At 59.6% G+C, this 21,380-nt stretch carries 23 protein-coding genes, 1 tRNA gene, 1 other RNA gene and 2 riboswitches; of the genes, 12 read left to right on the top strand and 13 right to left on the bottom strand.

Annotated features, from left to right (window positions below; translation table 11 throughout):
* Nucleotides 1–49: 49 nt before the first annotated feature.
* From gcvPB to L0Y14_RS15430, 8 genes are all read right to left on the bottom strand, one after another.
* A complete protein-coding gene (gene gcvPB, locus L0Y14_RS15395) occupies nucleotides 50–1,504 on the bottom strand; it encodes an aminomethyl-transferring glycine dehydrogenase subunit GcvPB (protein ID WP_005958656.1) in 1,455 nt (484 codons plus the stop codon).
* 84 nt (nucleotides 1,505–1,588) lie between these two features.
* Nucleotides 1,589–2,989, bottom strand: coding sequence for an aminomethyl-transferring glycine dehydrogenase subunit GcvPA (gene gcvPA, locus L0Y14_RS15400; RefSeq protein WP_039959498.1), 1,401 nt, complete (start codon nucleotides 2,987–2,989; stop codon nucleotides 1,589–1,591).
* A gap of 13 nt (nucleotides 2,990–3,002) precedes the next feature.
* Nucleotides 3,003–3,395 (bottom strand): glycine cleavage system protein GcvH, encoded by a 393-nt coding sequence (gene gcvH, locus L0Y14_RS15405; RefSeq protein ID WP_005958658.1) that lies wholly within the window; start codon nucleotides 3,393–3,395, stop codon nucleotides 3,003–3,005.
* Nucleotides 3,396–3,438: 43 nt separating this feature from the next.
* Complete coding sequence (gene gcvT / locus L0Y14_RS15410) at nucleotides 3,439–4,530, bottom strand: glycine cleavage system aminomethyltransferase GcvT (protein WP_006474850.1); 1,092 nt, start codon at nucleotides 4,528–4,530, stop codon at nucleotides 3,439–3,441.
* 53 nt (nucleotides 4,531–4,583) lie between these two features.
* Nucleotides 4,584–4,678: riboswitch (glycine riboswitch) on the bottom strand.
* A 12-nt stretch (nucleotides 4,679–4,690) separates the two neighbouring features.
* Nucleotides 4,691–4,779, bottom strand: a riboswitch (glycine riboswitch).
* A gap of 195 nt (nucleotides 4,780–4,974) precedes the next feature.
* Nucleotides 4,975–6,192 carry a UbiH/UbiF/VisC/COQ6 family ubiquinone biosynthesis hydroxylase gene (locus tag L0Y14_RS15415; protein ID WP_005958660.1) on the bottom strand — a complete coding sequence of 406 codons (1,218 nt, stop codon included), beginning with the start codon at nucleotides 6,190–6,192 and terminating at the stop codon, nucleotides 4,975–4,977.
* The gene (ubiH, locus tag L0Y14_RS15420; RefSeq protein WP_251859227.1) at nucleotides 6,189–7,412 is read right to left on the bottom strand and encodes a 2-octaprenyl-6-methoxyphenyl hydroxylase; all 1,224 of its coding nucleotides are present in this window, start codon (nucleotides 7,410–7,412) and stop codon (nucleotides 6,189–6,191) included. Before ubiH ends, L0Y14_RS15415 begins: the two co-directional genes overlap by 4 nt.
* A 1-nt stretch (nucleotide 7,413) precedes the next feature.
* Nucleotides 7,414–8,721, bottom strand: coding sequence for an aminopeptidase P N-terminal domain-containing protein (locus tag L0Y14_RS15425; RefSeq protein WP_006474673.1), 1,308 nt, complete (start codon nucleotides 8,719–8,721; stop codon nucleotides 7,414–7,416).
* Nucleotides 8,708–9,274, bottom strand: coding sequence for a UPF0149 family protein (locus L0Y14_RS15430; protein WP_005958663.1), 567 nt, complete (start codon nucleotides 9,272–9,274; stop codon nucleotides 8,708–8,710). Before L0Y14_RS15430 ends, L0Y14_RS15425 begins: the two co-directional genes overlap by 14 nt.
* On the opposite strand from L0Y14_RS15430, the gene L0Y14_RS15435 reads away from it, so the two are divergent.
* The 5 genes from L0Y14_RS15435 to L0Y14_RS15455 all read left to right on the top strand — a co-directional run bounded on the left by L0Y14_RS15435 (nucleotide 9,273) and on the right by L0Y14_RS15455 (nucleotide 11,250).
* Nucleotides 9,273–9,605 (top strand): TIGR02449 family protein, encoded by a 333-nt coding sequence (locus L0Y14_RS15435; RefSeq protein ID WP_005958664.1) that lies wholly within the window; start codon nucleotides 9,273–9,275, stop codon nucleotides 9,603–9,605. The two genes, L0Y14_RS15430 and L0Y14_RS15435, sit on opposite strands and share 2 nt — an antisense overlap.
* A complete protein-coding gene (locus tag L0Y14_RS15440) occupies nucleotides 9,602–9,916 on the top strand; it encodes a cell division protein ZapA (protein ID WP_005958665.1) in 315 nt (104 codons plus the stop codon). Before L0Y14_RS15435 ends, L0Y14_RS15440 begins: the two co-directional genes overlap by 4 nt.
* Before the next feature lie 28 nt (nucleotides 9,917–9,944).
* A non-coding RNA gene (gene ssrS / locus L0Y14_RS15445) (6S RNA) lies at nucleotides 9,945–10,131 on the top strand.
* A gap of 20 nt (nucleotides 10,132–10,151) precedes the next feature.
* On the top strand, nucleotides 10,152–10,748 hold the full coding sequence (locus L0Y14_RS15450; protein WP_039959501.1) for a 5-formyltetrahydrofolate cyclo-ligase: 597 nt from the start codon (nucleotides 10,152–10,154) through the stop codon (nucleotides 10,746–10,748).
* 202 nt (nucleotides 10,749–10,950) lie between these two features.
* On the top strand, nucleotides 10,951–11,250 hold the full coding sequence (locus tag L0Y14_RS15455) for a hypothetical protein (protein ID WP_251859228.1): 300 nt from the start codon (nucleotides 10,951–10,953) through the stop codon (nucleotides 11,248–11,250).
* Between the two features lie 78 nt (nucleotides 11,251–11,328).
* On the opposite strand, the gene ilvA is transcribed toward L0Y14_RS15455, so the two are convergent.
* The gene (gene ilvA / locus L0Y14_RS15460) at nucleotides 11,329–12,849 is read right to left on the bottom strand and encodes a threonine ammonia-lyase, biosynthetic (protein WP_005959872.1); all 1,521 of its coding nucleotides are present in this window, start codon (nucleotides 12,847–12,849) and stop codon (nucleotides 11,329–11,331) included.
* 245 nt (nucleotides 12,850–13,094) lie between these two features.
* On the opposite strand from ilvA, the gene rpiA reads away from it, so the two are divergent.
* Complete coding sequence (gene rpiA, locus L0Y14_RS15465) at nucleotides 13,095–13,751, top strand: ribose-5-phosphate isomerase RpiA (protein WP_005959871.1); 657 nt, start codon at nucleotides 13,095–13,097, stop codon at nucleotides 13,749–13,751.
* A 121-nt stretch (nucleotides 13,752–13,872) separates the two neighbouring features.
* On the opposite strand, the gene L0Y14_RS15470 is transcribed toward rpiA, so the two are convergent.
* The 4 genes from L0Y14_RS15470 to rplM all read right to left on the bottom strand — a co-directional run bounded on the left by L0Y14_RS15470 (nucleotide 13,873) and on the right by rplM (nucleotide 16,384).
* Nucleotides 13,873–14,829 (bottom strand): porin, encoded by a 957-nt coding sequence (locus L0Y14_RS15470; RefSeq protein ID WP_005959870.1) that lies wholly within the window; start codon nucleotides 14,827–14,829, stop codon nucleotides 13,873–13,875.
* Between the two features lie 596 nt (nucleotides 14,830–15,425).
* Nucleotides 15,426–15,499: transfer RNA gene (locus L0Y14_RS15475), tRNA-Gln, on the bottom strand.
* Nucleotides 15,500–15,539: 40 nt separating this feature from the next.
* Nucleotides 15,540–15,929: a 30S ribosomal protein S9 gene (gene rpsI / locus L0Y14_RS15480; RefSeq protein ID WP_005959869.1), complete on the bottom strand. Its 390-nt coding sequence runs from the start codon at nucleotides 15,927–15,929 to the stop codon at nucleotides 15,540–15,542.
* Between the two features lie 26 nt (nucleotides 15,930–15,955).
* Complete coding sequence (rplM, locus tag L0Y14_RS15485) at nucleotides 15,956–16,384, bottom strand: 50S ribosomal protein L13 (protein WP_039959702.1); 429 nt, start codon at nucleotides 16,382–16,384, stop codon at nucleotides 15,956–15,958.
* A 350-nt stretch (nucleotides 16,385–16,734) separates the two neighbouring features.
* On the opposite strand from rplM, the gene L0Y14_RS15490 reads away from it, so the two are divergent.
* The 6 genes from L0Y14_RS15490 (at nucleotide 16,735) to lptB (ending at nucleotide 21,253) form a co-directional block, all read left to right on the top strand.
* A complete protein-coding gene (locus L0Y14_RS15490) occupies nucleotides 16,735–17,700 on the top strand; it encodes a calcium/sodium antiporter (protein WP_006474664.1) in 966 nt (321 codons plus the stop codon).
* 48 nt (nucleotides 17,701–17,748) lie between these two features.
* Nucleotides 17,749–18,747 carry a KpsF/GutQ family sugar-phosphate isomerase gene (locus L0Y14_RS15495; protein ID WP_005959866.1) on the top strand — a complete coding sequence of 333 codons (999 nt, stop codon included), beginning with the start codon at nucleotides 17,749–17,751 and terminating at the stop codon, nucleotides 18,745–18,747.
* Nucleotides 18,748–18,949: 202 nt separating this feature from the next.
* Entirely contained in the window at nucleotides 18,950–19,471 is a 522-nt protein-coding gene (gene kdsC, locus L0Y14_RS15500) for a 3-deoxy-manno-octulosonate-8-phosphatase KdsC (protein WP_005959865.1), read from the top strand.
* A gap of 6 nt (nucleotides 19,472–19,477) precedes the next feature.
* A complete protein-coding gene (lptC, locus tag L0Y14_RS15505; RefSeq protein ID WP_005959864.1) occupies nucleotides 19,478–20,041 on the top strand; it encodes an LPS export ABC transporter periplasmic protein LptC in 564 nt (187 codons plus the stop codon).
* 4 nt (nucleotides 20,042–20,045) lie between these two features.
* Nucleotides 20,046–20,531: a lipopolysaccharide transport periplasmic protein LptA gene (lptA, locus tag L0Y14_RS15510; RefSeq protein ID WP_006474663.1), complete on the top strand. Its 486-nt coding sequence runs from the start codon at nucleotides 20,046–20,048 to the stop codon at nucleotides 20,529–20,531.
* Nucleotides 20,528–21,253 carry an LPS export ABC transporter ATP-binding protein gene (gene lptB / locus L0Y14_RS15515; protein WP_005959862.1) on the top strand — a complete coding sequence of 242 codons (726 nt, stop codon included), beginning with the start codon at nucleotides 20,528–20,530 and terminating at the stop codon, nucleotides 21,251–21,253. Before lptA ends, lptB begins: the two co-directional genes overlap by 4 nt.
* Nucleotides 21,254–21,380 lie beyond the last annotated feature (127 nt).

Consider the following 21,380-nt stretch of genomic DNA (forward strand, 5'->3'; position numbering starts at 1 on the left):
TGCCATATTTAAATGCCGGATAATCCATAGCAGCAGAGGGGGCCCCGTTTCACACCCCGCCCGGACGCCAAGCCAGATCCAGCTCGCGGGCCGCGCGCACATCATCGAGGCGTCGCACCGGCAGCGAATAGGGGGCCTGCTTGAGCCGCTGCGCATCCGTCTCCGCCTCCTGCTGAATCTGCTTCAGCACCTCGACGAAGTGATCCAGCTCCTCGCGGGTCTCGGTCTCGGTGGGCTCGATCAGCAGACACTCGGGCACCAGCAGCGGGAAGTAGGTGGTGGGGGCATGCACACCAAAGTCGAGCATGCGCTTGGCAAAATCCATTGCATTCACGCCCTGCTCTTTCGCCTGGCGCCTGAGAGTGAGGATAAACTCATGGCTGGCGCGCCGCTGCGGATAGGCAGCATCAAAACCTGCCTCGGTGAGGCGTTTCATCAGGTAGTTGGCGTTGAGCGTGGAGAACTCTGCCACCCGATGCATGCCCTCGCGCCCCAGCATGCGGGCGTAGATGTAGGCACGCAGCAGGATGCCGGCGTTGCCGGCAAAGGCGGAGAGACGGCCGATCGAATCGGGGCGCTGCGCCTCGCTCAGCCAGACGTAGTCCTGACCATCTTGCGCCACCATCGGCACCGGCAGATAGGGCTCCAGCCGCTCGCTCACCCCCACCGGCCCGGCACCGGGACCACCGCCACCGTGGGGGGTGGAGAAGGTCTTGTGCAGGTTCATGTGGATCACATCGAAACCCATGTCGCCGGGACGCACCTTGCCGAGAATCGCATTCAGATTGGCACCGTCGTAGTAGAGTAGACCACCCGCCTGATGCACCAGCGCGGCAATCTCCTCGATGCGCCGCTCAAACACGCCCAGGGTGGAGGGATTAGTGAGCATGATGCCGGCAGTCTGCGGCCCCAGCACCTGTTTCAGTGCTTCCAGATCGATATCGCCGTTGGCCCCAGTCGGGATCTCGCGCACCTTGTAACCACACATCACCGCCGAGGCGGGATTGGTGCCATGCGCTGCGTCGGGGACCAGGATCTCGCACCGCTCGCGGTCGCCACGGGCATCATGGTAGGCGCGGATCATCGCCACCCCGGCGAACTCACCCTGGGCGCCGGCTGCCGGCGAGAGCGACACCGCATACATACCGGTGACCTCCTTGAGCAACTCCTGCAGATCGAACAGGCAGGCCATAAAACCCTGGCTGTGGCTCTCCGGCGCATAGGGGTGGCGGGCGAGGAAGCCCGGCAACATCGCCTGCTCGTTACAGCCACGCGGGTTGTATTTCATGGTGCAGGAACCGAGCGGATAGAACTGGGTGTCGATGGAGAAGTTCTTCTGCGACAGCCGCGTATAGTGGCGCACCGTCTGCATCTCCGAGACTTGCGGTAGGACGGCCGATTTTTTGCGCCGAAACTCTGCAGGAATGGTCTGCAGAGAGGCCCGCTGAAGAGGCGCTTGGGCCACCGCCCGGCGACCATCGGATGACTGTTCGTAGATCAACATCGGTTTCGCTCTGCTCTATCTCTTCCGTAGGAGCGCCGCTCGCGGCGCGAAGTATCTGTCATTCTGTTCGCGCCGTCAGCGGCGCTACCAATCCTTCGGCTGCAGTTTACAGCCCGGCTTGGTCTGGGCCTGGATCACCCGCTGTAGTTTGTTCTGGTACTGCGCGATCTCTTCTTCCGTGTGCTTCTCGGTGGCACAGACCAACAGCGCCTCGCCCAGTTCGGGGTAGTCGTCGCCGAGGTCGAAGCCGCCCAGCAGATTGTGGGCCGCGAGGGAGCGCAGTGCGTTTTTCACCGGCAGTGGCAAACGTAGCGCCCGCTCATGGAATATCGGACCAGAGAAGATCGGTTCCACCCCCGGCAGCTGACAGAGCGCCTGACTCAGCGCCTGGGTATTCTGATGACTGGCGGCGGCAACCCGCTCCAGCCCTTCAGCTCCCAGCAGCGCCATGTGGATGGTCGCCGCAGTGATCATCAAACCCTGGTTGGTACAGATGTTGGAGGTCGCCTTGGAGCGGCGGATATGCTGCTCCCGCGCCTGCAAGGTCAGCGTGTAGCCAGGCTTGCCATCCAGATCGACGGTGCGGCCGATGATGCGCCCCGGCATCTGCCGCACCAGCTTCTGACTGCAGCAGAGGAAGCCAAAATAGGGGCCGCCGGAAGCGAGCGGGACGCCCAATGGCTGACCCTCGCCACAGCAGATATCGCCCCCCGACTCACCCCACTCACCGGGCGGCTGCAGCACCGAGATCGCCAGCGGGTTGACCACCGCGATGGCAAGCATGCCGTTGGCATGGGCCCAGTCGACCAGCGCATCTACCGGCTCGAGCACGCCGAAGAAGTTGGGCTGGGGGATCACCAGCGCAGCGAAGTCCTCACCGGCATGGACCTCCAGCGCCGCCTGGTCGATCTGCCCGGTATTGCCGTCGAAACCAACCTCGACCAGCTCGATACCCTGATTGCGCACGATATTGTCGGTCACCCGGCGATAGGCGGGGTGCAGACTGCGTGGCATCAGAATGCGCTTCGATTTGGACTTGCGATTCCCCCGCACCGCCATCAACACCGCCTCAGCCAGACCGGAGGCGCCATCGTAGAGTGAGGCATTGGAGACATCCATGCCGGTCAGCGCGCTCATCATCGACTGATACTCGTAGAGCAGCTGCAGGGTGCCCTGGCTCGCCTCCGCCTGGTAAGGGGTATAAGCGCTGTAAAATTCGCCGCGAGAGACCAGCTGCCAGACCGCCGCCGGAATGTGGTGATCGTAGGCACCGGCGCCAATGAAGCAGAGCGGCTGACCATCCTGGCGGGCGCGACTGCCCATCAGCTGACCCACCTGCATTTCCGACAGCCCCTCCGGGATCTGCTCCAGCTCGCCGCAACGCAGGCTTGCAGGGATCTCATCGAACAGGGCATCGAGATCACTGACGCCGATGACGGCGAGCATCTCGCGAGTCTCGGCTTCGCTATGGGGAATAAACGGCATATCCGCTCCAGTGTTACTCTTCTTCGGCGACCTGCGCCTGGTAGGCCTCGGCATCCATCAGCGCATCCAGCTGGGCCGCATCCGCCAGCTTCACCTTGTAGATCCAGCCATCGCCGTAGGGATCTTCATTGATGGCCTCCGGCGTATCGTTGAGCGCCTCATTGACCGCAATCACCTCACCGGCCACCGGACTGTAAACATCAGACGCCGCCTTGACCGACTCGACCACCGCCACTTCATCCTCAATATCGAGGCTATCGCCCACCTCAGGCAGCTCGACAAACACCATGTCGCCCAGCAGCTCCTGGGCATGCTCGGTGATGCCGATCGTAACGCTACCGTCACCCTCGTTGCGCACCCATTCGTGAGACTTGCTGTAGCGCAGATCGCTCGGTGTGTTGCTCATGTTTGTTTCCTTCTTTATCTGGATAGAGTTTGGAGACTAGATTCTATACTGATACGAGGACCTTGCCATTACGCACGAAGGGCGGTTTAACCACCTCAACGGCAACCCGCTTGCCACGGATCTCCACCTCGCAATGTTCGCCGATCCCTGCGCTCACCCGTGCCAGGGCGATGGCGCGCTGCAGGGTCGGGGAGAAGCCACCAGAGGTGATCTCGCCGATCTGCCGCTCACCGTCGAACAGCTTGAGGTGATTGCGCAGCACACCGCGGCCGCGCAGCAGCAGCCCGATAAAACGCTGCTTGTGTGCGTCATCGCGCTGCGCCTCGATCGCCTCGCGGCCGATAAATTGGCGCTCGGCAGGCTCCCAGACAACGGTCCAGCCGAGACCGGATTCAAGCGGCGACTGCACCTCGTCCATATCGGAGCCATAGAGGTTCATCCCCGCCTCCAGCCGCAGGGTATCCCGCGCACCCAGCCCACAGGGGGCAACCCCGGCATCCGCCAGCTGCTGCCAGAGCCCGGAGGCCTGTGCCGCAGGCAGCATGATCTCGAAACCATCCTCGCCGGTGTAGCCGGTGCGGGCGACAAACCAGCTCTCGCCGGGAGCGGCATTGAAGGGTTTGAGTGCGGCGACGGCATCCCGCATCTCAGCCGGCAGCAGCGGCAGCGCCTTTTCACAGGCATTGGGACCCTGCACCGCGATCATCGCCAGATCGCGCCGAGGGGTGATCTGCAGCTTGAAGTCGGCAGCATGGAGCTCCATCCAGGCCAGATCCTTATCGCTGGTGCCGGCGTTGACCACTAAGCGATACCAGTCATCGCGCAGGAAGTAGACGATCAGGTCGTCCACCACCCCGCCCTGCTCATTCAGCATGCAGGAGTAGAGCGCCTTGCCCGGGCGCTGCAGGCGCGCCACATCGTTGGCCAGTAGTCGCTGCAGAAAGGGGCGCACGCCGGCGCCTTTGAGATCGACCACGCACATATGGCTGACATCGAACATCCCCGCATCCTGGCGGACCTGGTGGTGCTCGTCGAGCTGCGAGCCGTAGTGAAGCGGCATATCCCAGCCGCCGAAGGGCACGATACGCGCCCCCATCTTCTGGTGGCTCTGGTAGAGCGGTGTCTGTTTTCCCATTGGCATTCTCCCGGCCAAAACGCAAAAAGGCGGCGCGGAACACCAGTGTCCCGCGCCGCCCCTCTGTCCAAAACCTGAGAGTTTGAAACCGGCTTACCGGCCCCTGCCCCGTCGGTGGGTCTCATGACCGCTCTCCAGAGTCGACCCGGGAGCCTAGCTCCCACTCCCCGCGGTCCTTTTGCCTGAGCGATTCCGGGCGGATTTGCGCCTTCGGCGTCGGCCTCTGCCGAGCTCTCCCACGGGGTATCGGGTCGAGCCAAGGACTATACCGCTGTCGAGTAAGCCTTGCCAGGCCGTCAGCAGCGTAGATCCCGGTATAAAACTAGGCTATTCGCCCGGCAATCGACGATGGCGCATGTGTAGGTCGGGCACGGCCCGACATTCTTCTTGATCTCAATCGATGCCACGCGACGGTCGCAGGCCGCCCTATATCTACTTAACTGCTCAACGGGCCAGCGCGGGAAGCTCGCCGACCATGCCCATCGCACGACGCACCATCAACTGCTTCAGCGGCCCGGCGTGATCGGCGAGATTCAGGCCTAGGTTGCGTGCCAGTTTCAGCGGCAGAATCTGGTTGCTGAAGAGCCGCTTGAAACCATCCATCGCCCCCAGCATCGCCATATTGCTCCCCTTACGCGCTCGCTCATAGCGGCGCAGGGTGGCAAAGGCGCCGATCGGCCGCCCGGCCGAGCGCGCTTCGATCAGCACCTCGGCCAAGGTTGCGGCATCGAGAAAGCCCAGATTCACCCCCTGCCCGGCCAGCGGGTGGATCGCGTGGGCCGCATCCCCCACCAGCGCCAGCCCCTCGCGGATATAGGTCTCGCTATGGCCGAGACGCAGCGGGAAGCAGCCCCGTGGCCCGACCTCCAGTACCTCGCCGAGGATCGATTCGCTGGCGCGGGTCAGCTCCCGGCAGAAGGCGGCATCGTCCAGCGCCATCAGTTCACGGGCCTGCAGCGGCGCAGCGGACCAAACGATGGAGCAGCGCCCGTCGTCGAGCGGCAGAAACGCCAGCGGCCCGGTGGGCATGAAACGCTGCCAGGCGGTGAATTGGTGGTGCTGCTGCGGACGGATAGTGGCGACGATGGCATGCTGGTCGTAGTCCCAGCCTTTGGTGCCGATGGCGGCCAGCTGGCGGATCTGCGAATCCCGGCCGTCCGCCGCCACCACCAGATCCGCCTGCAACCGGCGGCCATCTTCCAGCACCAGCGCAGGGTTCTCACCGAGGATCAGCTCGCTCACCGGTGCTGCCGGGCAGATGCGGGTGAGGTTGGCAAAGGTCGCCAGCCGCTCCCACAGGGCCAGCTGGGTGACGCGGTTTTCGACGATATGGCCAAGGTTGTCCTCACCCACCTCGGCGGCGCTGAAGTGGATCTTACCAAAGCCGTCGGCATCCCAGACGCGCATCTCACTATAGGGGCTGATGCGCAACTGACTCATCCGCCCCCAGGCCCCCAGATTCTCCAGAATGCGCTGCGAGGCCCGGGTCAGGGCGGAGACTCGCAGGTCGATCTCGTCGGCGGGCCACTGCCGCTGCGGCTCCCGTGCCTCCAGCACACAGACCTGAAGGCCCTGTTCGGCCACCGCGCAGGCCAGCGCGGAGCCCACCATGCCGCCACCGACGACGATCAGATCAAAGGCGTTTTTGTTCGTCTCATTCATCTTAGGGGGATCCCTCTTGCGAGCCGCGGCAAGCGACCATTCAGCCCCATGAACTGGCGTGCCACCAAGTGCTTCAGACCGGGCAGGGCATCTAGGCCGAGCAACCCCAGGTTGCGAGCAAAACGCAGTGGTGGCAACGGGTTGGCGAAGAGCCGCGCCAGGCTGTCGGTGATCAGCGCCACCCGCCGCTGGTCCTGGTGACGCCACTCGGTATAGCGGTTGAGCAGCGCCATCTCACCAGGATCGCTCCGCTCACGGGCCGCATCGGCCAGCAGATCCGCCAACACCGCCACATCACGCAGGCCGAGGTTGTAGCCTTGGCCGGTGACCGGATGGATGGCGTGGGCGGCATTGCCGATCAACGCGATGCGCGGGCGCACCGACTCCGTCGCCTGGCGGTAGCGCAACGGATAGGCGACACGCCGCCCGACCCGCTGCAGCTGGCCGAGCCGATAGCCAAAACGGTGCTGCAACCGCTGCAGAAACACATCATCAGCAAGGGCCATGATATCGGCAACCTGATCGTCGCGGGCACTCCAGACGAGCGAGCAACGCCCCTCAGTCATCGGCAGCATCGCCAGCGGCCCGCTGTCGGTGAAGCGTTCGTAGGCGATGCCCTGGTGTGGCTGCTCGGCGGTAACGTTGGCGATGATCGCAGTCTGACCGTAGCTGCGCTCCTGCAGCGGGATCGCCAACCGGCCGCGCACCGGCGAGTCGCCCCCATCCGCCGCCACCAGCAGGCGCGCGCCGACACGCTGCTCGGTGCCGGCCCGGTCGAGCCGCACCTCCACACCATCGTCGGTCACCGAGAAACTGAGCAGGGTCGCCGGACAGAGCCACTCGACGTCCGCCTGCGCCTGCAGTCCCTTCTGCAGGGCCGCACCCATGGCGCGGGCAGTGGCGACATAGCCAAGCGCCTCCACTCCCTCCTGGCGGCTGTTGAGGCGGGCGAAGCCAAACTGGCCCCGCTCGGAGATATGGATCCCGGTGATCGGCTCCGCCTCAGGCTGCAATAGTGGCCAGAGGCCCATGCCGTCCATGATCCGACGGCTACCCCAGGAGAGGGCGATGACCCGGTCGTCGTAGCTGGGCTGGGCATCGGAGTCGAGCGGCCAGGCCTCGATCACGCCGATTCGCAGGCCGCTACCTGCCAATGCGTGGGCTAGGCTAGCGCCCACCATGCCGCCGCCGACGATCAGAATATCGTAGTCAATCTGCATCTTATTCCGCCATCAGGGCCTCGATCTCATCAATCTCTTTCGGCGCATCTTTGGAGAGGATCTCATGACCACCCTTGGTGACCACCAGGTCATCTTCGATGCGAATGCCGATGCCCCACCACTTTTTGGCCACTCCGGAGCTGTTGGCCGGGATGTAGAGCCCGGGTTCGATGGTGAGCGCCATGCCGGGCTCTAGCAGCCGCCACTCCCCATCGACTTTGTAGTCACCCACATCGTGCACATCCATGCCGAGCCAGTGGCCGGTCTTGTGTGGATAGAACTTTTTGTACTTCTCCTCGCGAATCAGCTTGGCCGGCGTCCCCTTCAGCAGGCCGAGCTTGACCAATCCGCGAGTGATGGCGCGCACCGCCGCCTGATGCGGCGCCTCCCAAGAGTTGCCGGGTTTGACCTGGGCAATCGCCGCCTTCTGCGCCGCCAGCACCAGTTCGTAGAGCTGGCGCTGGGGTTTGCTGAAGACGCCATTCACCGGATAGCTGCGGGTGATGTCGGAAGCGTAGTAGTCGAGTTCGCAGCCGGCATCGATCAGCACTAGATCACCCTCCTTGAGTGGATCCTGATTGTCGATGTAGTGCAACACGCAGGCGTTGTCACCACCGCCGACGATTGGTGGGTAGGCCTGGTAGCGCGCCCCCGCATCACCACACACGGCGATGAACTCTGCCTCCAGTTGGTATTCCCGGAGACCGGGACGGCAGCGTTGCATCAGCCGTTTATGCCCCCGCGCAGAGATACGCGCCGCATCGCGCATCGCCTTGATCTCGGAGCGGCTCTTGTAGAGACGTATGTCATGCAGGTAGTGGTCGAGGGCGACGATCTCCAGCGGCCCCTGCAGGCCGCTGCGCGATTGGCAGCGGATGCGGCTGATCCAGCTGGAGAGGCGCTGGTCCAGCTCCGCATTGCAACCCATCGAGTAGAAGACCCGCTCGCACTGCTCGAGCATACGCGGCAGGATGTCGTCCAGATCGCCGATCGGGAAGGAGTCGTCGGCGCCATAGGTTTCAACTGCGCCCTCCTGGCCGGCGCGGGAGCCGTCCCACTGCTCTTTTTTGGGGTCGCGTTCACGGCAGAAGAGGATGTACTCCGCCTGTTTGCGGCCAGGGATCAGCACCACCACTGCCTCCGGCTCGGGGAAGCCCGTGAGGTAGTAGAAGTCGCTATCGGCGCGGTAGGGAAAGTGCACATCGCGGTTACGCACCGATTCTGGCGCGGTGGGCAGGATCGCGATGCTACCCGCCCCCATCATCCGCATCAGCTGCTTACGTCGACGCTTGAACTCAGCCGGCCTCATGCGATGCCTCCTCTTCCGAGCGTAACTCCTCACGCACCAGCAGCGCGCCCACACGGACGAACTCGGTCAGTTCCATTAGATCCGCCTCGACAGACTCACCAGACTCGATCTGTTCATAATCCAGCCGAGTCAGCTCGGTGAGATCCGCCACTACCTCACGACCATCTTCTGCGAGTTTCTCCTCGGTCACTCCTGCCATGCCGAGACCAAACAGGTAGCCCTGACACCACTCTGAAAGCGCCTGCGCGCGCCCTTCGACTGGCACATTTTCAGAAGGAAGGAAAGGGGCAAAAGCGAGACCTTCGTCGCCAATCTGCCGCTCAGTTATCTGGTAGAGTTGGCCGAGTAACTGACGCATTTCCTTGACCAGCAGGTCTCCGTTCGGCAACTCACTAAACAACTCTTCAAACCAAGCAACGTGGGCATCGGTGTGTGCCGCACACAGCAGCGCGGAGATCACACCATGCAATTCTGCCGCGCCCACCTGCAGATGCAAGGATGAGAGCAGCTGATCGAAGCGGGAATAGTCGGGTGGTTCTGGGAGCGAATTCATGAGGTTTTCTGCCGATGCACAAGCCGGTCGAGGTGGCGATCATATCATGAGTGCCGGAAGATTGACCCTTAAAGGGGGGCACTCTATATTGGTCAGCATGAGCCAGAATGATTCCATCAACAATGCGGAAATCGACTTAGAAAAACTCGAATCCCAAGTGGACGAGCTGATTCGCGCCTGCACCCATCTGAGTAACGAGAACAAGTCCTTGCGGGCCCGCCAGGAGAGCCTGGTTGCAGAGCGCGCTGCCCTGATCGAGAAAACTGAACTAGCACGAAACAGGGTCGAGGCAATGATCACCCGCCTCAAATCGATGGAATCCACACAGTGAACGACTCACAAAGGCCGGTCAAGGTTCTGATACTCGAAAAGGAGTACCGGGTCTCCTGCTCGCCCGAGGAGCAGGAGGAGTTAATCTCCGCCGCACGCCTGCTCGACTCCAAGATGCGTGAGATCCGCCAAGCTGGCCGGGTGATCGGCACCGAACGCATCGCCGTGATGGCCGGCTTGAATATCGCGCACGAGCTGCTGCGCGCCAAAGAGACAAAATCGGACGCTGTCCAGGTGATCTCGCAACGCCTCCAAAATCTTCAGGCAAAAATCGAGATCGCAATCAATTCGAGCAATCAACTGGAACTTTGAGCCATTTCGGTTTAGCCTTTCACTCAGACACCTCCTGTGGTGCGCGTTAGTGGCCCGGGTATTTTCTTGAGCCTAATTAGTGCCCTGGGAGCATAATGCGGGTCTTCAGTGTGCATGTCCGCACACCAGCGGAAAGCCTTAGAAGGCCGCTGTTGTTCCCACTTGAACCTACCGGTTCAAGAACAATGGTCCGCGACGGCATTTGCGGGAGGTGTCTACCCCCCAACTCTTCATCATGAACATCCACAAGCTCCGTCAATCGATTCGTGCCCAACGACGCCAGCTCACACCTCAGACAATCTCGGCACACGCACGGCTCATGGCAAATCGTGCCTCTCGTGAGATTAGGTTCCTCAAGGCAAAGCGCATCGCTTTCTATATCGGCGTCAATGGCGAAATGGATCCGGCACCGCTGGTTGATCAGGCGCTCGCAATGGGCAAGCAATGCTACTTTCCCGTGCTAAAGCATCGCCCTGCCAATCGCCTAGTCTTCTCTGAGTTCCAACACCAATCCCCGCAAACGATCAACCGCTTTGGTATACCCGAACCCGCCTTTCCGCATCGAAACAGCCTCCCTCCCTGGCTGCTCGATCTTGTCTTTGTTCCACTCGTTGCATTTGATCTACAAGGCAACCGACTGGGCATGGGAGGCGGTTTTTACGATCGGACTTTTTCATTCAAAACGCAGCGAAGCCATTGGCGAGGACCCAAGCTGATCGGCCTGGCCCATGAGTTCCAAAAGAGTGAGCAAATCCTCGCAGCAAACCACTGGGACATCCCCCTCGATGCTGTTATCACAGAAAAAAGGGTCTATAAACTTCCTACCGTCTGACTGAGTCGGCGCACACAAACCATCTCCGCCCAATCTGGCAACCAATACTCGAGCACGGAGCAACGCTCATTCCCCATCCAGCAAAGCATTACGTCTCAACAACCTGTATTCATTAGTGAAACAGCCCATCCATTCTGGATTTTATCTTCCCCTGAATTATACTCAGGCCATATTGTGACAAGATTCCTCTGGAGGAACAGACATGGCGAAGAAAAAAGCAGCCAAGAAGAAAGCTGCCATTAAGCACAAGGCCACTGCCTCGAAATCTGTAGTCAGCAAAAAGTCTCCAGTCAAAAAAAAGGTGGCGAAGAAAACCGCCAAGAAAAAGATCGCTGCTAAAAAGAAGGTGACGAAGAAAACCGCTAAGAAGAAGGTTGCTGCTAAAAAGAAGGTAGCAAAGAAAAGCGCTAAGAAGAAGGCGACAAAGAAGGGAACGGATCAACGATTTTCCAAACCGAGGAAAGTAAAACCTCGCAAAAAGGCTTCAGCAAAGAACCGATAGTCTGTGGCGGCTCAACATCCACACAGGCAGCCTATAGCCCCCCATTAAAACGGGGGGCTGATGAGCAAGCCAGAAAGCTCAATCCACCCCCGCGAACAATCTATAGGCCGGATTCTCGGTCTCCTTCCAAAAAGGATAACCCAGGCCATTAAGCAGACGCTTAAACTCCGCCCTTTCACGAGTGGGTACTTGTATGCCCATCAGCACTCGCCCAAATGCAGAACCATGATTGCGGTAATGGAACAGGCTGATATTCCACCGGCGCCCAAGGCTGCTTAGAAAAAACAGCAACGCGCCAGGACGCTCGGGAAACTCGAATCGCACTAACTGCTCATCCACTATACCGTGGGCATGCCCACCCACCATATAGCGAATATGTAACTTGGCCGTCTCATTGTCAGTCATATCGACGATAGCATAACCACTACCACGAAACCGCTCCAGGAGATCCTCCCGCTCCTGGTCGCCGCCTGATAATTCTATGCCAACGAAGATCTGTGCCGTTGTGGCATCGGAATAACGGTAGTTGAACTCGGTGATGCTACGCTTGCCAAGCATCTTGCAGAAACGCAGAAAACTCCCAGCACGCTCAGGAATCTGGACGGCAAACAGCGCCTCGCGCCGCTCACCCACTTCAGCCCTCTCCGCCACATGCCGCAAGCGATCAAAGTTGATATTTGCGCCACTCTCGATGGCTACCAGCGACTTACCTTCTATCCCATGCTGCTTCACATAGGCCTTCATGCCGGCAACCGATAGCGCACCAGCAGGCTCGGCAATCGCGCGCGTATCATCAAAAATATCTTTGATGGCCGCACAGATCTCATCTGAACTGACCAGCACAACCTCATCCACTACCTGCTTGGCGATGCGAAAGGTCTCTTTGCCAATCTGTCTGACTGCCACACCATCAGCGAAAATCCCCACCTGCTTGAGAGTGACCCGACGATTAGCCTCTAGCGCTTTATAAAGCGTCGGTGCATCATTGGGCTCTACACCGATCACCTTCACCTCGGGACGCACATACTTCACATAGGCGCCAATTCCCGCGATCAGGCCACCACCACCGACCGGCACAAAGATCGCCTCCGGCGGTTGCGGATGTTGTCGAAGCACTTCCATCGCAATCGTCCCCTGCCCTGCAATCACGTCTGGATCATCAAACGGATGGATAAAGACTAACCCCTTCTCTTTTACAAGCTCCTGGGAGTGTGCATAGGCATCATCGTAGGAATCACCGATCAATACCGTCTTTGCACCGAGGTTTTTAACCGCCTGCACCTTTATCGGCGGGGTCGTTAGTGGCATCACGATCAATGCCTGAATATTCAACTTTTGTGCAGCGAGCGCCACGCCCTGTGCATGATTGCCCGCCGAAGCAGCAATCACCCCGCGCTCCCGCTCCTTCGGAGTCAGATTGAAAATCTTGTTATACGCCCCGCGCAGCTTGAAAGAAAAAACCGGCTGCAGATCCTCCCGCTTAAGAAACACGCTGTTGTTCAAACGGGACGACAGCAGCTTCGCTCTCTCCAGCGGGGTCTCTTGGGCGACATCATAGACACGCGCCCGCAGGATTCTCTCAATGTATTTCTGAGGCATAATTTACTTCCAAATCTACAACACACCTGACATGGCAGGATTGCGCCGGTATCATATTTTTCCAAAGTTGCACAAGCAACAGCGCTGATCAAGATGACACAAGCGCCAAACCTCGTGCTAGCAGATTACAGGCAAGATGGTCGAACCGTATACAGGCAGACCAATGCTGAGTCGCCCTCTCCTATAGGGAGACCTCAGTTTTTGCCGCCTCCCAACCTTTTAGCCTCTCGACAGGAGACCCCTAAATGAATGCAGATGATATGAAAAAACTCGCGGCCAAGGCCGCACTGGAGTACGTGGATGGAGGTATCATCGGCGTCGGCACCGGATCAACAGTCAATCATTTCATTGACTATCTGGCCACCATCAAGAGCAAGATCGATGGTGCCGTTTCCAGCTCTGAAGTCTCCACCGAACGCATGAAATCGCACGGCATACCGGTGATGGACCTGAACGCCGCCGGCGAACTCGAGCTCTACGTTGATGGCGCGGATGAATCCGACCACAACCTCGCCCTAATCAAGGGCGGCGGTGGTGCGCTGACCCGAGAAAAGATCGTCGCCGGTGCCAGCAAGAAGTTCGTCTGCATAGCCGACGGCAGCAAGCTGGTCGACATTCTTGGCAGATTCCCGCTGCCGGTTGAGGTGATTCCGATGGCGCGCAGCCATGTGGCACGTCAGCTGGTCAAGCTCGGCGGCACCCCGGTTTGGCGCGAAGACTTCATCACCGATAACGGCAATGTCATCCTCGATGTGCACAACCTGGAGATCATGAAGCCGATCGAGATGGAACAGCGCATCAATAACATCGCTGGGGTGGTCACCGCTGGCATCTTCGCCCTACGCCCGGCCGATGTACTGATCCTTGGTACCGAAGAGGGCACAAAGACAATTACCGCCTGACTGCCCACGCCTAATCCGAGCAACCGGCGCATCCCGCCGGTTTTTTTGTCCGCCAATCAATCTTGCGGCAATAAAAAACGGGGCCCGAAGGCCCCGTCTTCAACACAAGACTAAGTCAGACTTAGAACTTGGTGTTCAGCTGCAGGCTGAACTTGGACATGTCGTTGGCAGTAGCCGCGTCGAAGTCCTTGTTGGTGTAGAGCACCTGGGCATCGGTACGCTTGGAGAAGTTGAACTGGTAGCCCAGCGCGTAACCGTCAGCGTCAGCACCACTGGAAGCGCCATCACCGTCGATGCTGTTGTAAGCAGCCTTGATGGTGTGAGCACCCATCTTGTAGGCACCGTTGAGGGTGTAGGCAGTGGTATCGGAATCAGCAGTACCACCGATATCACTACGCGTCTCATAGACCAGAGTAGCGGAGAAACCGCTCATGCCCAGCATGCCCAGACCGATACGGGTCTGCTTCTCGTCGTTACCGCCGGTCAGATCGCCGTCCAGCGCCTCGTAGGCCAAGGAACCGTACCAAGGACCATTGCTGTACATGGCAGCCACAGAGATGGCATCCTGGAAGTCATCGGTAGCAGTGGTCTGAACTACAGCACCGGCAACGGTGAAGCCGCTCATGGAAGGAGAGACATAGGCGATGGCGCCGTCAACACGACGATCCATAATGATGCCCATGTGGGTGCCGCCCATGTCGTTGTCACCAATGGTGTCGGCGAACAGGTCCAGCTTGCCGGTGGACATCTTCATAGGAGTGTCGTGACGGCCAGCCAGAGCGGTACCAAAACCACCAGCCAGACCGACATAGGCATTACGACCGCTCAGGCCGCCGAAAGCTGAACCGGTAGCAACACCGAACTCCATCTTATAGATGGCTTTCAGGCCGTCGCCCAGATCCTCAGAGCCCTTGATGCCCAGACGGGAAGATTCGTCGTACATGCCCCAAGAATCGGCAACATCGGCATCGATCTTGGTGGAGGCAACACGAACCTTGCCGTAAACGGTGGCGTCAGCCATGGCAGCCATAGGAGCGACCAGAGCAGCGGCGATAGCCAGAGAGAGGACTTTCTTCATTTGTATAACTCCCGCGAGTTGTTGTTAAAAACTGTTTGCGTGGGGAAATACTATGCCGACAAAAAACCGAATGCAAGGCTTTTTTTGCTTTTTTACTACACTTTTATCCAGCTGTTGCAAAAAAGACACAACCAGATGCCAAGAGCTATTTAACAAAGGACATCAATTAGATAGCAAATATTCCGCATAAAATATCTAAAGATATTCATCGACATAAGAAAGCATTCCAACAAAAAAACCGGCGCAAAAACCCACAAGTCCCTCCAACACCAACCCTAGCACACACACCTGGCAAGCGACCCGCAGCAACTCAGGATGCAGCAAACCAAGCGATCCGCATCGATCACAGCCGATGCGCCTCACTACGCTCAGCACATCCTACATCTCTATATTTACGGGATTCCGAGGCGGATAATAGCCTTGAGCCATTAACCATGTAGGCAACATGGATATAGAGACAACCCGTGGCCACCACATGCAAGCAATTAAAATCACAGATAATGTCGGGCACAGCCCGATCTATACATGCGTCATATCTAAATTGGCGGGTTAATAACGCCAGACAAGAAAAACCCGCCGAAGCGGGCTTTTGGTGTTGGCTGGGGATGGAGGATTCGAACCTCCACATACGGAGTCAGAGTCCGCTGTCCTGCCGTTAGACGAATCCCCAGTAGACGGAATGCAGCCCCCAGAAGAAGGGGGCTGAAAAATCAGCGCTTGGAGAACTGCGGACGTTTACGCGCCTTGTGCAGACCAACCTTCTTACGCTCGACGGCACGAGCATCACGGGTCAGAAAGCCCGCCTTGCGCAATGCGACATGCAGAGACTCATCATAAGAGTTCAGGGCACGTGCGATACCATGACGGATAGCGCCTGCCTGGCCGGTGGTACCACCGCCGCGGACAGTTACTTTCACATCAACCTTGTCCGCCATCTCCGCCATCTCAAGCGGCTGACGCACCACCATACGCGCTGTCTCACGGCCAAAATATTCGTCAAGCGGACGATTGTTGACCACGATCTTACCGCTGCCAGCGGAGAGAAATACGCGGGCGGCGGAGCTTTTGCGGCGCCCGGTGCTGTTTTGAGTCTCTGACATTCTATATATACCTGGGCTTCTAGCTATCAGACTTCCAGCGGCTGTGGCTGCTGAGCCTGATGTGGGTGTTCTGGGCCTGCGAAAACACGCAGCTTCTTGAACATGGCGCGACCCAGCGTATTCTTGGGCATCATGCCTTTGACTGCGTGCTCAATCGCCCTTTCAGGCGCCTTCTGCAGCAGTTTCTCAAGGCTGATGGACTTCAGGTTACCAATGTATCCCGTGTGATGGTGATACATCTTATCCTTCAGCTTGTTGCCGGTCACACGGATCTTCTCGGCGTTGACTACAACGATGTAGTCGCCAGTATCCACATGGGGCGTGTATTCCGGCTTATGCTTGCCGCGCAGGCGGCGCGCAATCTCGCTGGACAAGCGACCAAGGGTCTTATCGGTCGCATCGATCAGGTACCAGTTACGACGTACCTCATCCGGCTTTGCACTAACGGTTGTCATTCCAAGTTGCTCCAGTGGAGAAACAATTGTCATCTGAAAAAGAGCGCGAATCTTACAGCAACATATCGCGCCACACAACCCCATCCTTCTGCCTTCGCAAAAAAAAAGCGCAACGAGTGACGTTGCGCCTTAATAATAACCACCAAAAGGAGGATGGAGGAGTCTGATTCCGTATACACAAAATCAGCATTTTCTAATTATCTAATTATAATGCCCGCCCCGTCAACCCCAAATACGACAACAATTATCACCCCTGCCGATAGCTGCAGCCGCCAGCTTGGACTTTCCCTGCGGGGTCTGGAAAAATCCCCACTGATTTCCACTCCCGACCCTCAATACTATAGAAACAGATGCTGCTCGACCTTACCGCCATCTTCATCGGCCTTGCCATCCTCGTCTGGGGCGCCGACCGGTTCGTCTCAGGCGCAGCTGCCCTCGCCAGCAACCTGGGCGTCGCCCCCATGCTGATCGGCCTGACCATCGTCGGCTTCGGCACCTCCGCCCCGGAGATCATCGTCTCCGCCGTCTCCACCCTGGATGGCAACCCGGGCCTCGCCATCGGCAACGCACTCGGCTCCAATATCGCCAACATCGGACTGATCCTCGGCGTCACCGCACTGATTGTGCCGCTCACCGTCCACTCCGGCGTACTCAGGCGCGAATACCCGGTGCTGCTGGCGGTCAGCCTACTGTCGTTCCTACTGATGCTCGACGGCGAGCTGAGCCAGTTTGATGGCATGATCCTGCTGGGCGGACTGGTGTTGCTGCTTGCCTGGATGATCCACACCGCCAGGACCGGCTCCGCCAGTGATCCGATGGTGGGCGAGTTCGACGCCGAAATCCCTCACGACATGCCCACTAAGATGGCGCTGCTGTGGCTCGCGCTGGGGCTGATGGCACTCCTAATCAGTTCACGCATGCTGGTGTGGGGGGCGGTCAACATCGCCACCGCCTTCGGTATCAGCGACCTGGTGATCGGCCTCACCATCGTCGCCCTGGGCACCAGCCTGCCGGAACTGGCAGCCAGCATCACCAGTGCCCTCAAGGGCGAAGACGACCTGGCCATCGGCAACGTGGTCGGCTCCAACCTCTACAACCTGCTGGCGGTACTCTGCCTGCCCGGCCTACTCGCCCCCGGCCCGTTTGACCCGGCCGCCCTGACCCGCGATCAGCCGATGATGCTCGGCCTGACCGTGGCGCTGTTCGCCCTGGGCTACAGCTTTGGCAAGAACGGCCGACTCACCCGCTTCGAAGGCTTGCTGTTGGTGGCGGCATTTGTCGGCTATCAACTCTTCATATTTAATGGCCTGCGATAAACCCTTCCCGACCGGCAGACAGCAGAACGATTTCCAACAGGATCAGGTATGCGAGACAATCGACCGCTCCCCCGCGAGGATGCAGAAAAGCTGCGCCAGCTGGCCTTGGCAGTGATCGAGACCGAGGCCGACGCAGTGACCGCACTGGCCGGGCGCATCGACACCGCCTTCGAGCGCGCCTGCACCTTCATCCTCGACTGCCGTGGCCGGGTAGTGGTGACTGGCATGGGCAAATCGGGGCACATCGGCAGCAAGATCGCCGCCACCCTTGCTAGCACCGGCAGCCCCGCCTTCTTCGTCCACCCCGGCGAGGCGAGCCACGGCGACCTCGGCATGATCACCCCACAGGACGTAGTGCTGGCCCTCTCTAACTCCGGCGAGACCGGCGAACTGCTCACCATCCTGCCACTGATCAAACGCCTCGGCGCACCGCTAATCGCGATGACCGGCAACCCCAGCTCGACCCTGGCACGGGAGGCGAACGTACACCTCGATGTCGGCGTCGACAAAGAGGCCTGCCCGCTCGGCCTGGCGCCTACCGCCAGCACCACCGTGGCGCTGGTAATGGGTGACGCCCTCGCAGTCGCGCTGCTTGAGACACGCGGCTTCACCGCCGAGGATTTCGCCCTGTCGCACCCCGGCGGCAGCCTGGGGCGACGCCTGCTGTTGCACGTTGGCGATATCATGCACCGCGACCAGGCGATCCCGAAGGTGGCCGCCAACGCCAGCCTGCAGCAGGCGCTGATCGAGATGTCAGAGAAGGGGCTTGGCATGACCGCCGTAGTGGATGCCGAGCAACGGCTGATTGGCATCTTCACCGACGGCGATCTGCGACGCACCCTGAACAGACCGCTGAACATCCGCGATACACTGGTGTCGGAGGTGATGACCCCGCACGGTGCCACCGTGCCGGCCGAGATGCTGGCAGCAGAGGCACTGCAGATCATGGATGAGAAGAAAATCAACGGTTTTTTTGTGGTCGACGCTGCCGCGCGACTGATCGGCGCATTCAACATGCACGACCTGCTACGAGCCGGCGTCGTTTAGGGTGCCTCCGGATGAATCTGAGCGAGCAGGATTGTGAGGCTAAATTTTCCGCTGCAAGGCAGAAATTGCAGATAATAGCTGGTCTATTGCCAAGATTCTGCCCCGCAAGGAACGCCCTTGGGGTACAACGCAGCAGCGGGGAACTTGGACCACAAGGCTGCCGCCCATGATTCAGTCAGCGGCTCCCTGAAGGAGAAAACAGGTGCAAGACATTCAGGAAAAGGCGCGCAGGATCAGACTGGTCATCTTCGATGTAGACGGAGTGCTCACCGATGGCAGCCTGTTCCTCGGTGACGACGGCCAGGAGTATAAAGCCTTCAACTCCCGCGACGGCCACGGCATCAAGATGCTGCAGCAGAGCGGCATCGAGATAGGCATCATCACCGGACGCAGCTCCGAGGTGGTGCGCCTGCGAATGCAAAGCCTGGGCATCAAACATGTCTACCAGGGCCAGCTCGACAAGCGCCCCGCCTACCAGGAGCTGCGTGATAAACTCGGCCTCAGCGATGCCGAGATCGCCTATGTCGGAGATGATGTGGTGGATCTGCCGATCATGCGCCTGGTAGGGCTGGCAATCGCGGTCAACGACGCCCACCCGTTTGTCACTCAACACGCCCACTGGCTGACCCCGCATGCCGGCGGTCGCGGCGCGGCACGGGATGTCTGCGAACTGCTGATGGATGCCCAGGGGCATCTACAGCGTGTCCTGCAGAGCTATCTCTGACGTCTTGTGAAATATCCACTGCTCACCAGCCTGCTACTGATCGTCGCACTCGCCGGTTTTGGCTGGTGGCTAAGCAACATCGGCGAACAGGAGAGCCGCCCGGAACAGGCCGAACTCCACTACCCCGACTACTACGCCAGCGATCTGGTCTCTGTCAGATACGACCAGGATGGCCTGCCACAGCATCGTCTGAAAAGCGCAGCGATGCGCCACTTCGCCGATGATGACACTACCGAACTCGAGCACCCCATATTCTGGCAATACGCAGCCGGCGCAGCGCCGTGGAGAGTCACCGCAACCAGCGCCACCCTCTACGGCGATAACAACAAGATCTTCATGCCCGGCGAGGTACAGATCGATCGCGCTGCGGGCAACGGCAAACGCCCCTACCAGATCACTACCAGCGACCTGTGGGCCCATCCCGACAGCGGCTATGTCAGCACCAAACAGCGGGTACAGATTACCAGCCAGGGCGACTGGCTGCGTGGTGTCGGGCTACAAGGGCAACTTCTGGAACCGGTTAAGATCAAGCTACTCTCCGAGGTACGTGGCTATCATGAAATCGATTAACAGCGTGTCACTTCTGCTTCTGCTACTCCTGCTACCGTTGCAGGCCAGGGCACTGAGCGGTGACCGGGAGCAACCGATCTATCTTGAGGCCGACAGCGTGGAAATCGACGAGGCCAGCGGCGTCAGCGTCTACATCGGCAACGTGGTGGTCAGCCAGGGCAGCATGCGTCTGGAGGCCGACAAGATGTGGATCCACCGCCGCCAGGGTGAAACCGAAAAAATCGTCGCCGTCGGCAAGCCGGTGCGCTTCCGCCAGCAGATGGACAAGAGCCACGAAGAGGCCCGCGGCCACGCCCTAAAGATCACCTACTTCATCAAGAAAGATGAGATCTACCTGTTTGACGAAGCAGTACTGCAGCAGGGCAAGGATGAGTTCAGCAGCGACCGCATCACCTACCTGCGCAGCCGCAGCCTGGTCAAGGCCGGCACCAGCGCACAGGGCAAACAGCGGGTCCGGGTGGTGATCGAATCACAAAAGCACGACCAATGACACGCCTCTACGCCGAAAACCTGGCCAAACAGTACCGTGGCCGGCGCGTGGTCGATGATATCTCCCTGGAGGTCGCCAGTGGCGAGGTGGTTGGACTGCTTGGGCCAAACGGTGCTGGCAAGACCACCAGCTTCTACATGATCGTCGGCCTGGTGCCCGCCGACGGTGGGAGTGTTCGCATTAACGGAAAGGATCTCACCGACCTGCCGATGCACACCCGCGCCCGCCTCGGCATCAGTTACCTCGCCCAGGAGCCCTCAGTGTTCCGCCGTCTCTCGGTAGAGGAGAACATCCTTGCCATCCTCGAGAGCCGCAAGGAACTGTCGCGTAGCGCACGCAACAAGCGCTGCGACCAACTGCTGCAGGAGTTCGGCATCACCCACCTGCGCAACAGCCAGGCGATGAGCCTCTCCGGCGGCGAGCGTCGCCGCCTGGAGATCGCCCGCGCGCTCTCCATCAAACCCCGCTTCGTGCTGCTCGACGAGCCCTTCGCCGGCATCGACCCGCTCGCCGTCATCGACATAAAAGCGGTGATCAACCACCTCAAGGAGCGTGATATCGGGGTGCTCATCACCGACCACAATGTGCGCGAAACCCTCGACATCTGCAACCGCGCCTACATCATCAACAACGGCAAGGTGCTCGAAGAGGGCACCCCGGAGGCGATCCTTGAGCACCCCGAGGTGCGCGCCGTCTATCTCGGCGAAAACTTCACCATGTAGCATGGCGCAGGGCCGACCGCACCTCCTTTGCCGGGCCGGTTTACAAATACATGACCCACGGCAACTCTCGATCAAGCCGAGGTTCCACCTACGATTGCTTTTGACTAAAATGAAACCGAAAAGGCAC

The sequence above is a fragment of the Candidatus Endoriftia persephonae genome (assembly GCF_023733635.1).
GTDB classification, from domain to species: domain Bacteria; phylum Pseudomonadota; class Gammaproteobacteria; order Chromatiales; family Chromatiaceae; genus Endoriftia; species Endoriftia persephonae.

Excerpts from the sequence above, each read along its gene's own strand:
- ilvA (WP_005959872.1), bottom strand. The coding sequence starts at position 12,849 with ATGCCTCAGAAATACATTGAGAGAATCCTGCGGGCGCGTGTCTATGAT.
- rpiA (WP_005959871.1), top strand. The coding sequence starts at position 13,095 with ATGAATGCAGATGATATGAAAAAACTCGCGGCCAAGGCCGCACTGGAG.
- L0Y14_RS15490 (WP_006474664.1), top strand. The coding sequence starts at position 16,735 with ATGCTGCTCGACCTTACCGCCATCTTCATCGGCCTTGCCATCCTCGTC.
- L0Y14_RS15455 (WP_251859228.1), top strand. The coding sequence starts at position 10,951 with ATGGCGAAGAAAAAAGCAGCCAAGAAGAAAGCTGCCATTAAGCACAAG.
- rpsI (WP_005959869.1), bottom strand. The coding sequence starts at position 15,929 with ATGTCAGAGACTCAAAACAGCACCGGGCGCCGCAAAAGCTCCGCCGCC.
- gcvPA (WP_039959498.1), bottom strand. The coding sequence starts at position 2,989 with ATGCCGTTTATTCCCCATAGCGAAGCCGAGACTCGCGAGATGCTCGCC.
- lptB (WP_005959862.1), top strand. The coding sequence starts at position 20,528 with ATGACACGCCTCTACGCCGAAAACCTGGCCAAACAGTACCGTGGCCGG.
- L0Y14_RS15470 (WP_005959870.1), bottom strand. The coding sequence starts at position 14,829 with ATGAAGAAAGTCCTCTCTCTGGCTATCGCCGCTGCTCTGGTCGCTCCT.
- L0Y14_RS15430 (WP_005958663.1), bottom strand. The coding sequence starts at position 9,274 with ATGAATTCGCTCCCAGAACCACCCGACTATTCCCGCTTCGATCAGCTG.
- L0Y14_RS15495 (WP_005959866.1), top strand. The coding sequence starts at position 17,749 with ATGCGAGACAATCGACCGCTCCCCCGCGAGGATGCAGAAAAGCTGCGC.
- L0Y14_RS15435 (WP_005958664.1), top strand. The coding sequence starts at position 9,273 with ATGAGGTTTTCTGCCGATGCACAAGCCGGTCGAGGTGGCGATCATATC.
- rplM (WP_039959702.1), bottom strand. The coding sequence starts at position 16,384 with ATGACAACCGTTAGTGCAAAGCCGGATGAGGTACGTCGTAACTGGTAC.
- gcvT (WP_006474850.1), bottom strand. The coding sequence starts at position 4,530 with ATGGGAAAACAGACACCGCTCTACCAGAGCCACCAGAAGATGGGGGCG.
- gcvH (WP_005958658.1), bottom strand. The coding sequence starts at position 3,395 with ATGAGCAACACACCGAGCGATCTGCGCTACAGCAAGTCTCACGAATGG.
- L0Y14_RS15415 (WP_005958660.1), bottom strand. The coding sequence starts at position 6,192 with ATGAATGAGACGAACAAAAACGCCTTTGATCTGATCGTCGTCGGTGGC.
- L0Y14_RS15450 (WP_039959501.1), top strand. The coding sequence starts at position 10,152 with ATGAACATCCACAAGCTCCGTCAATCGATTCGTGCCCAACGACGCCAG.
- L0Y14_RS15425 (WP_006474673.1), bottom strand. The coding sequence starts at position 8,721 with ATGAGGCCGGCTGAGTTCAAGCGTCGACGTAAGCAGCTGATGCGGATG.
- ubiH (WP_251859227.1), bottom strand. The coding sequence starts at position 7,412 with ATGCAGATTGACTACGATATTCTGATCGTCGGCGGCGGCATGGTGGGC.
- gcvPB (WP_005958656.1), bottom strand. The coding sequence starts at position 1,504 with ATGTTGATCTACGAACAGTCATCCGATGGTCGCCGGGCGGTGGCCCAA.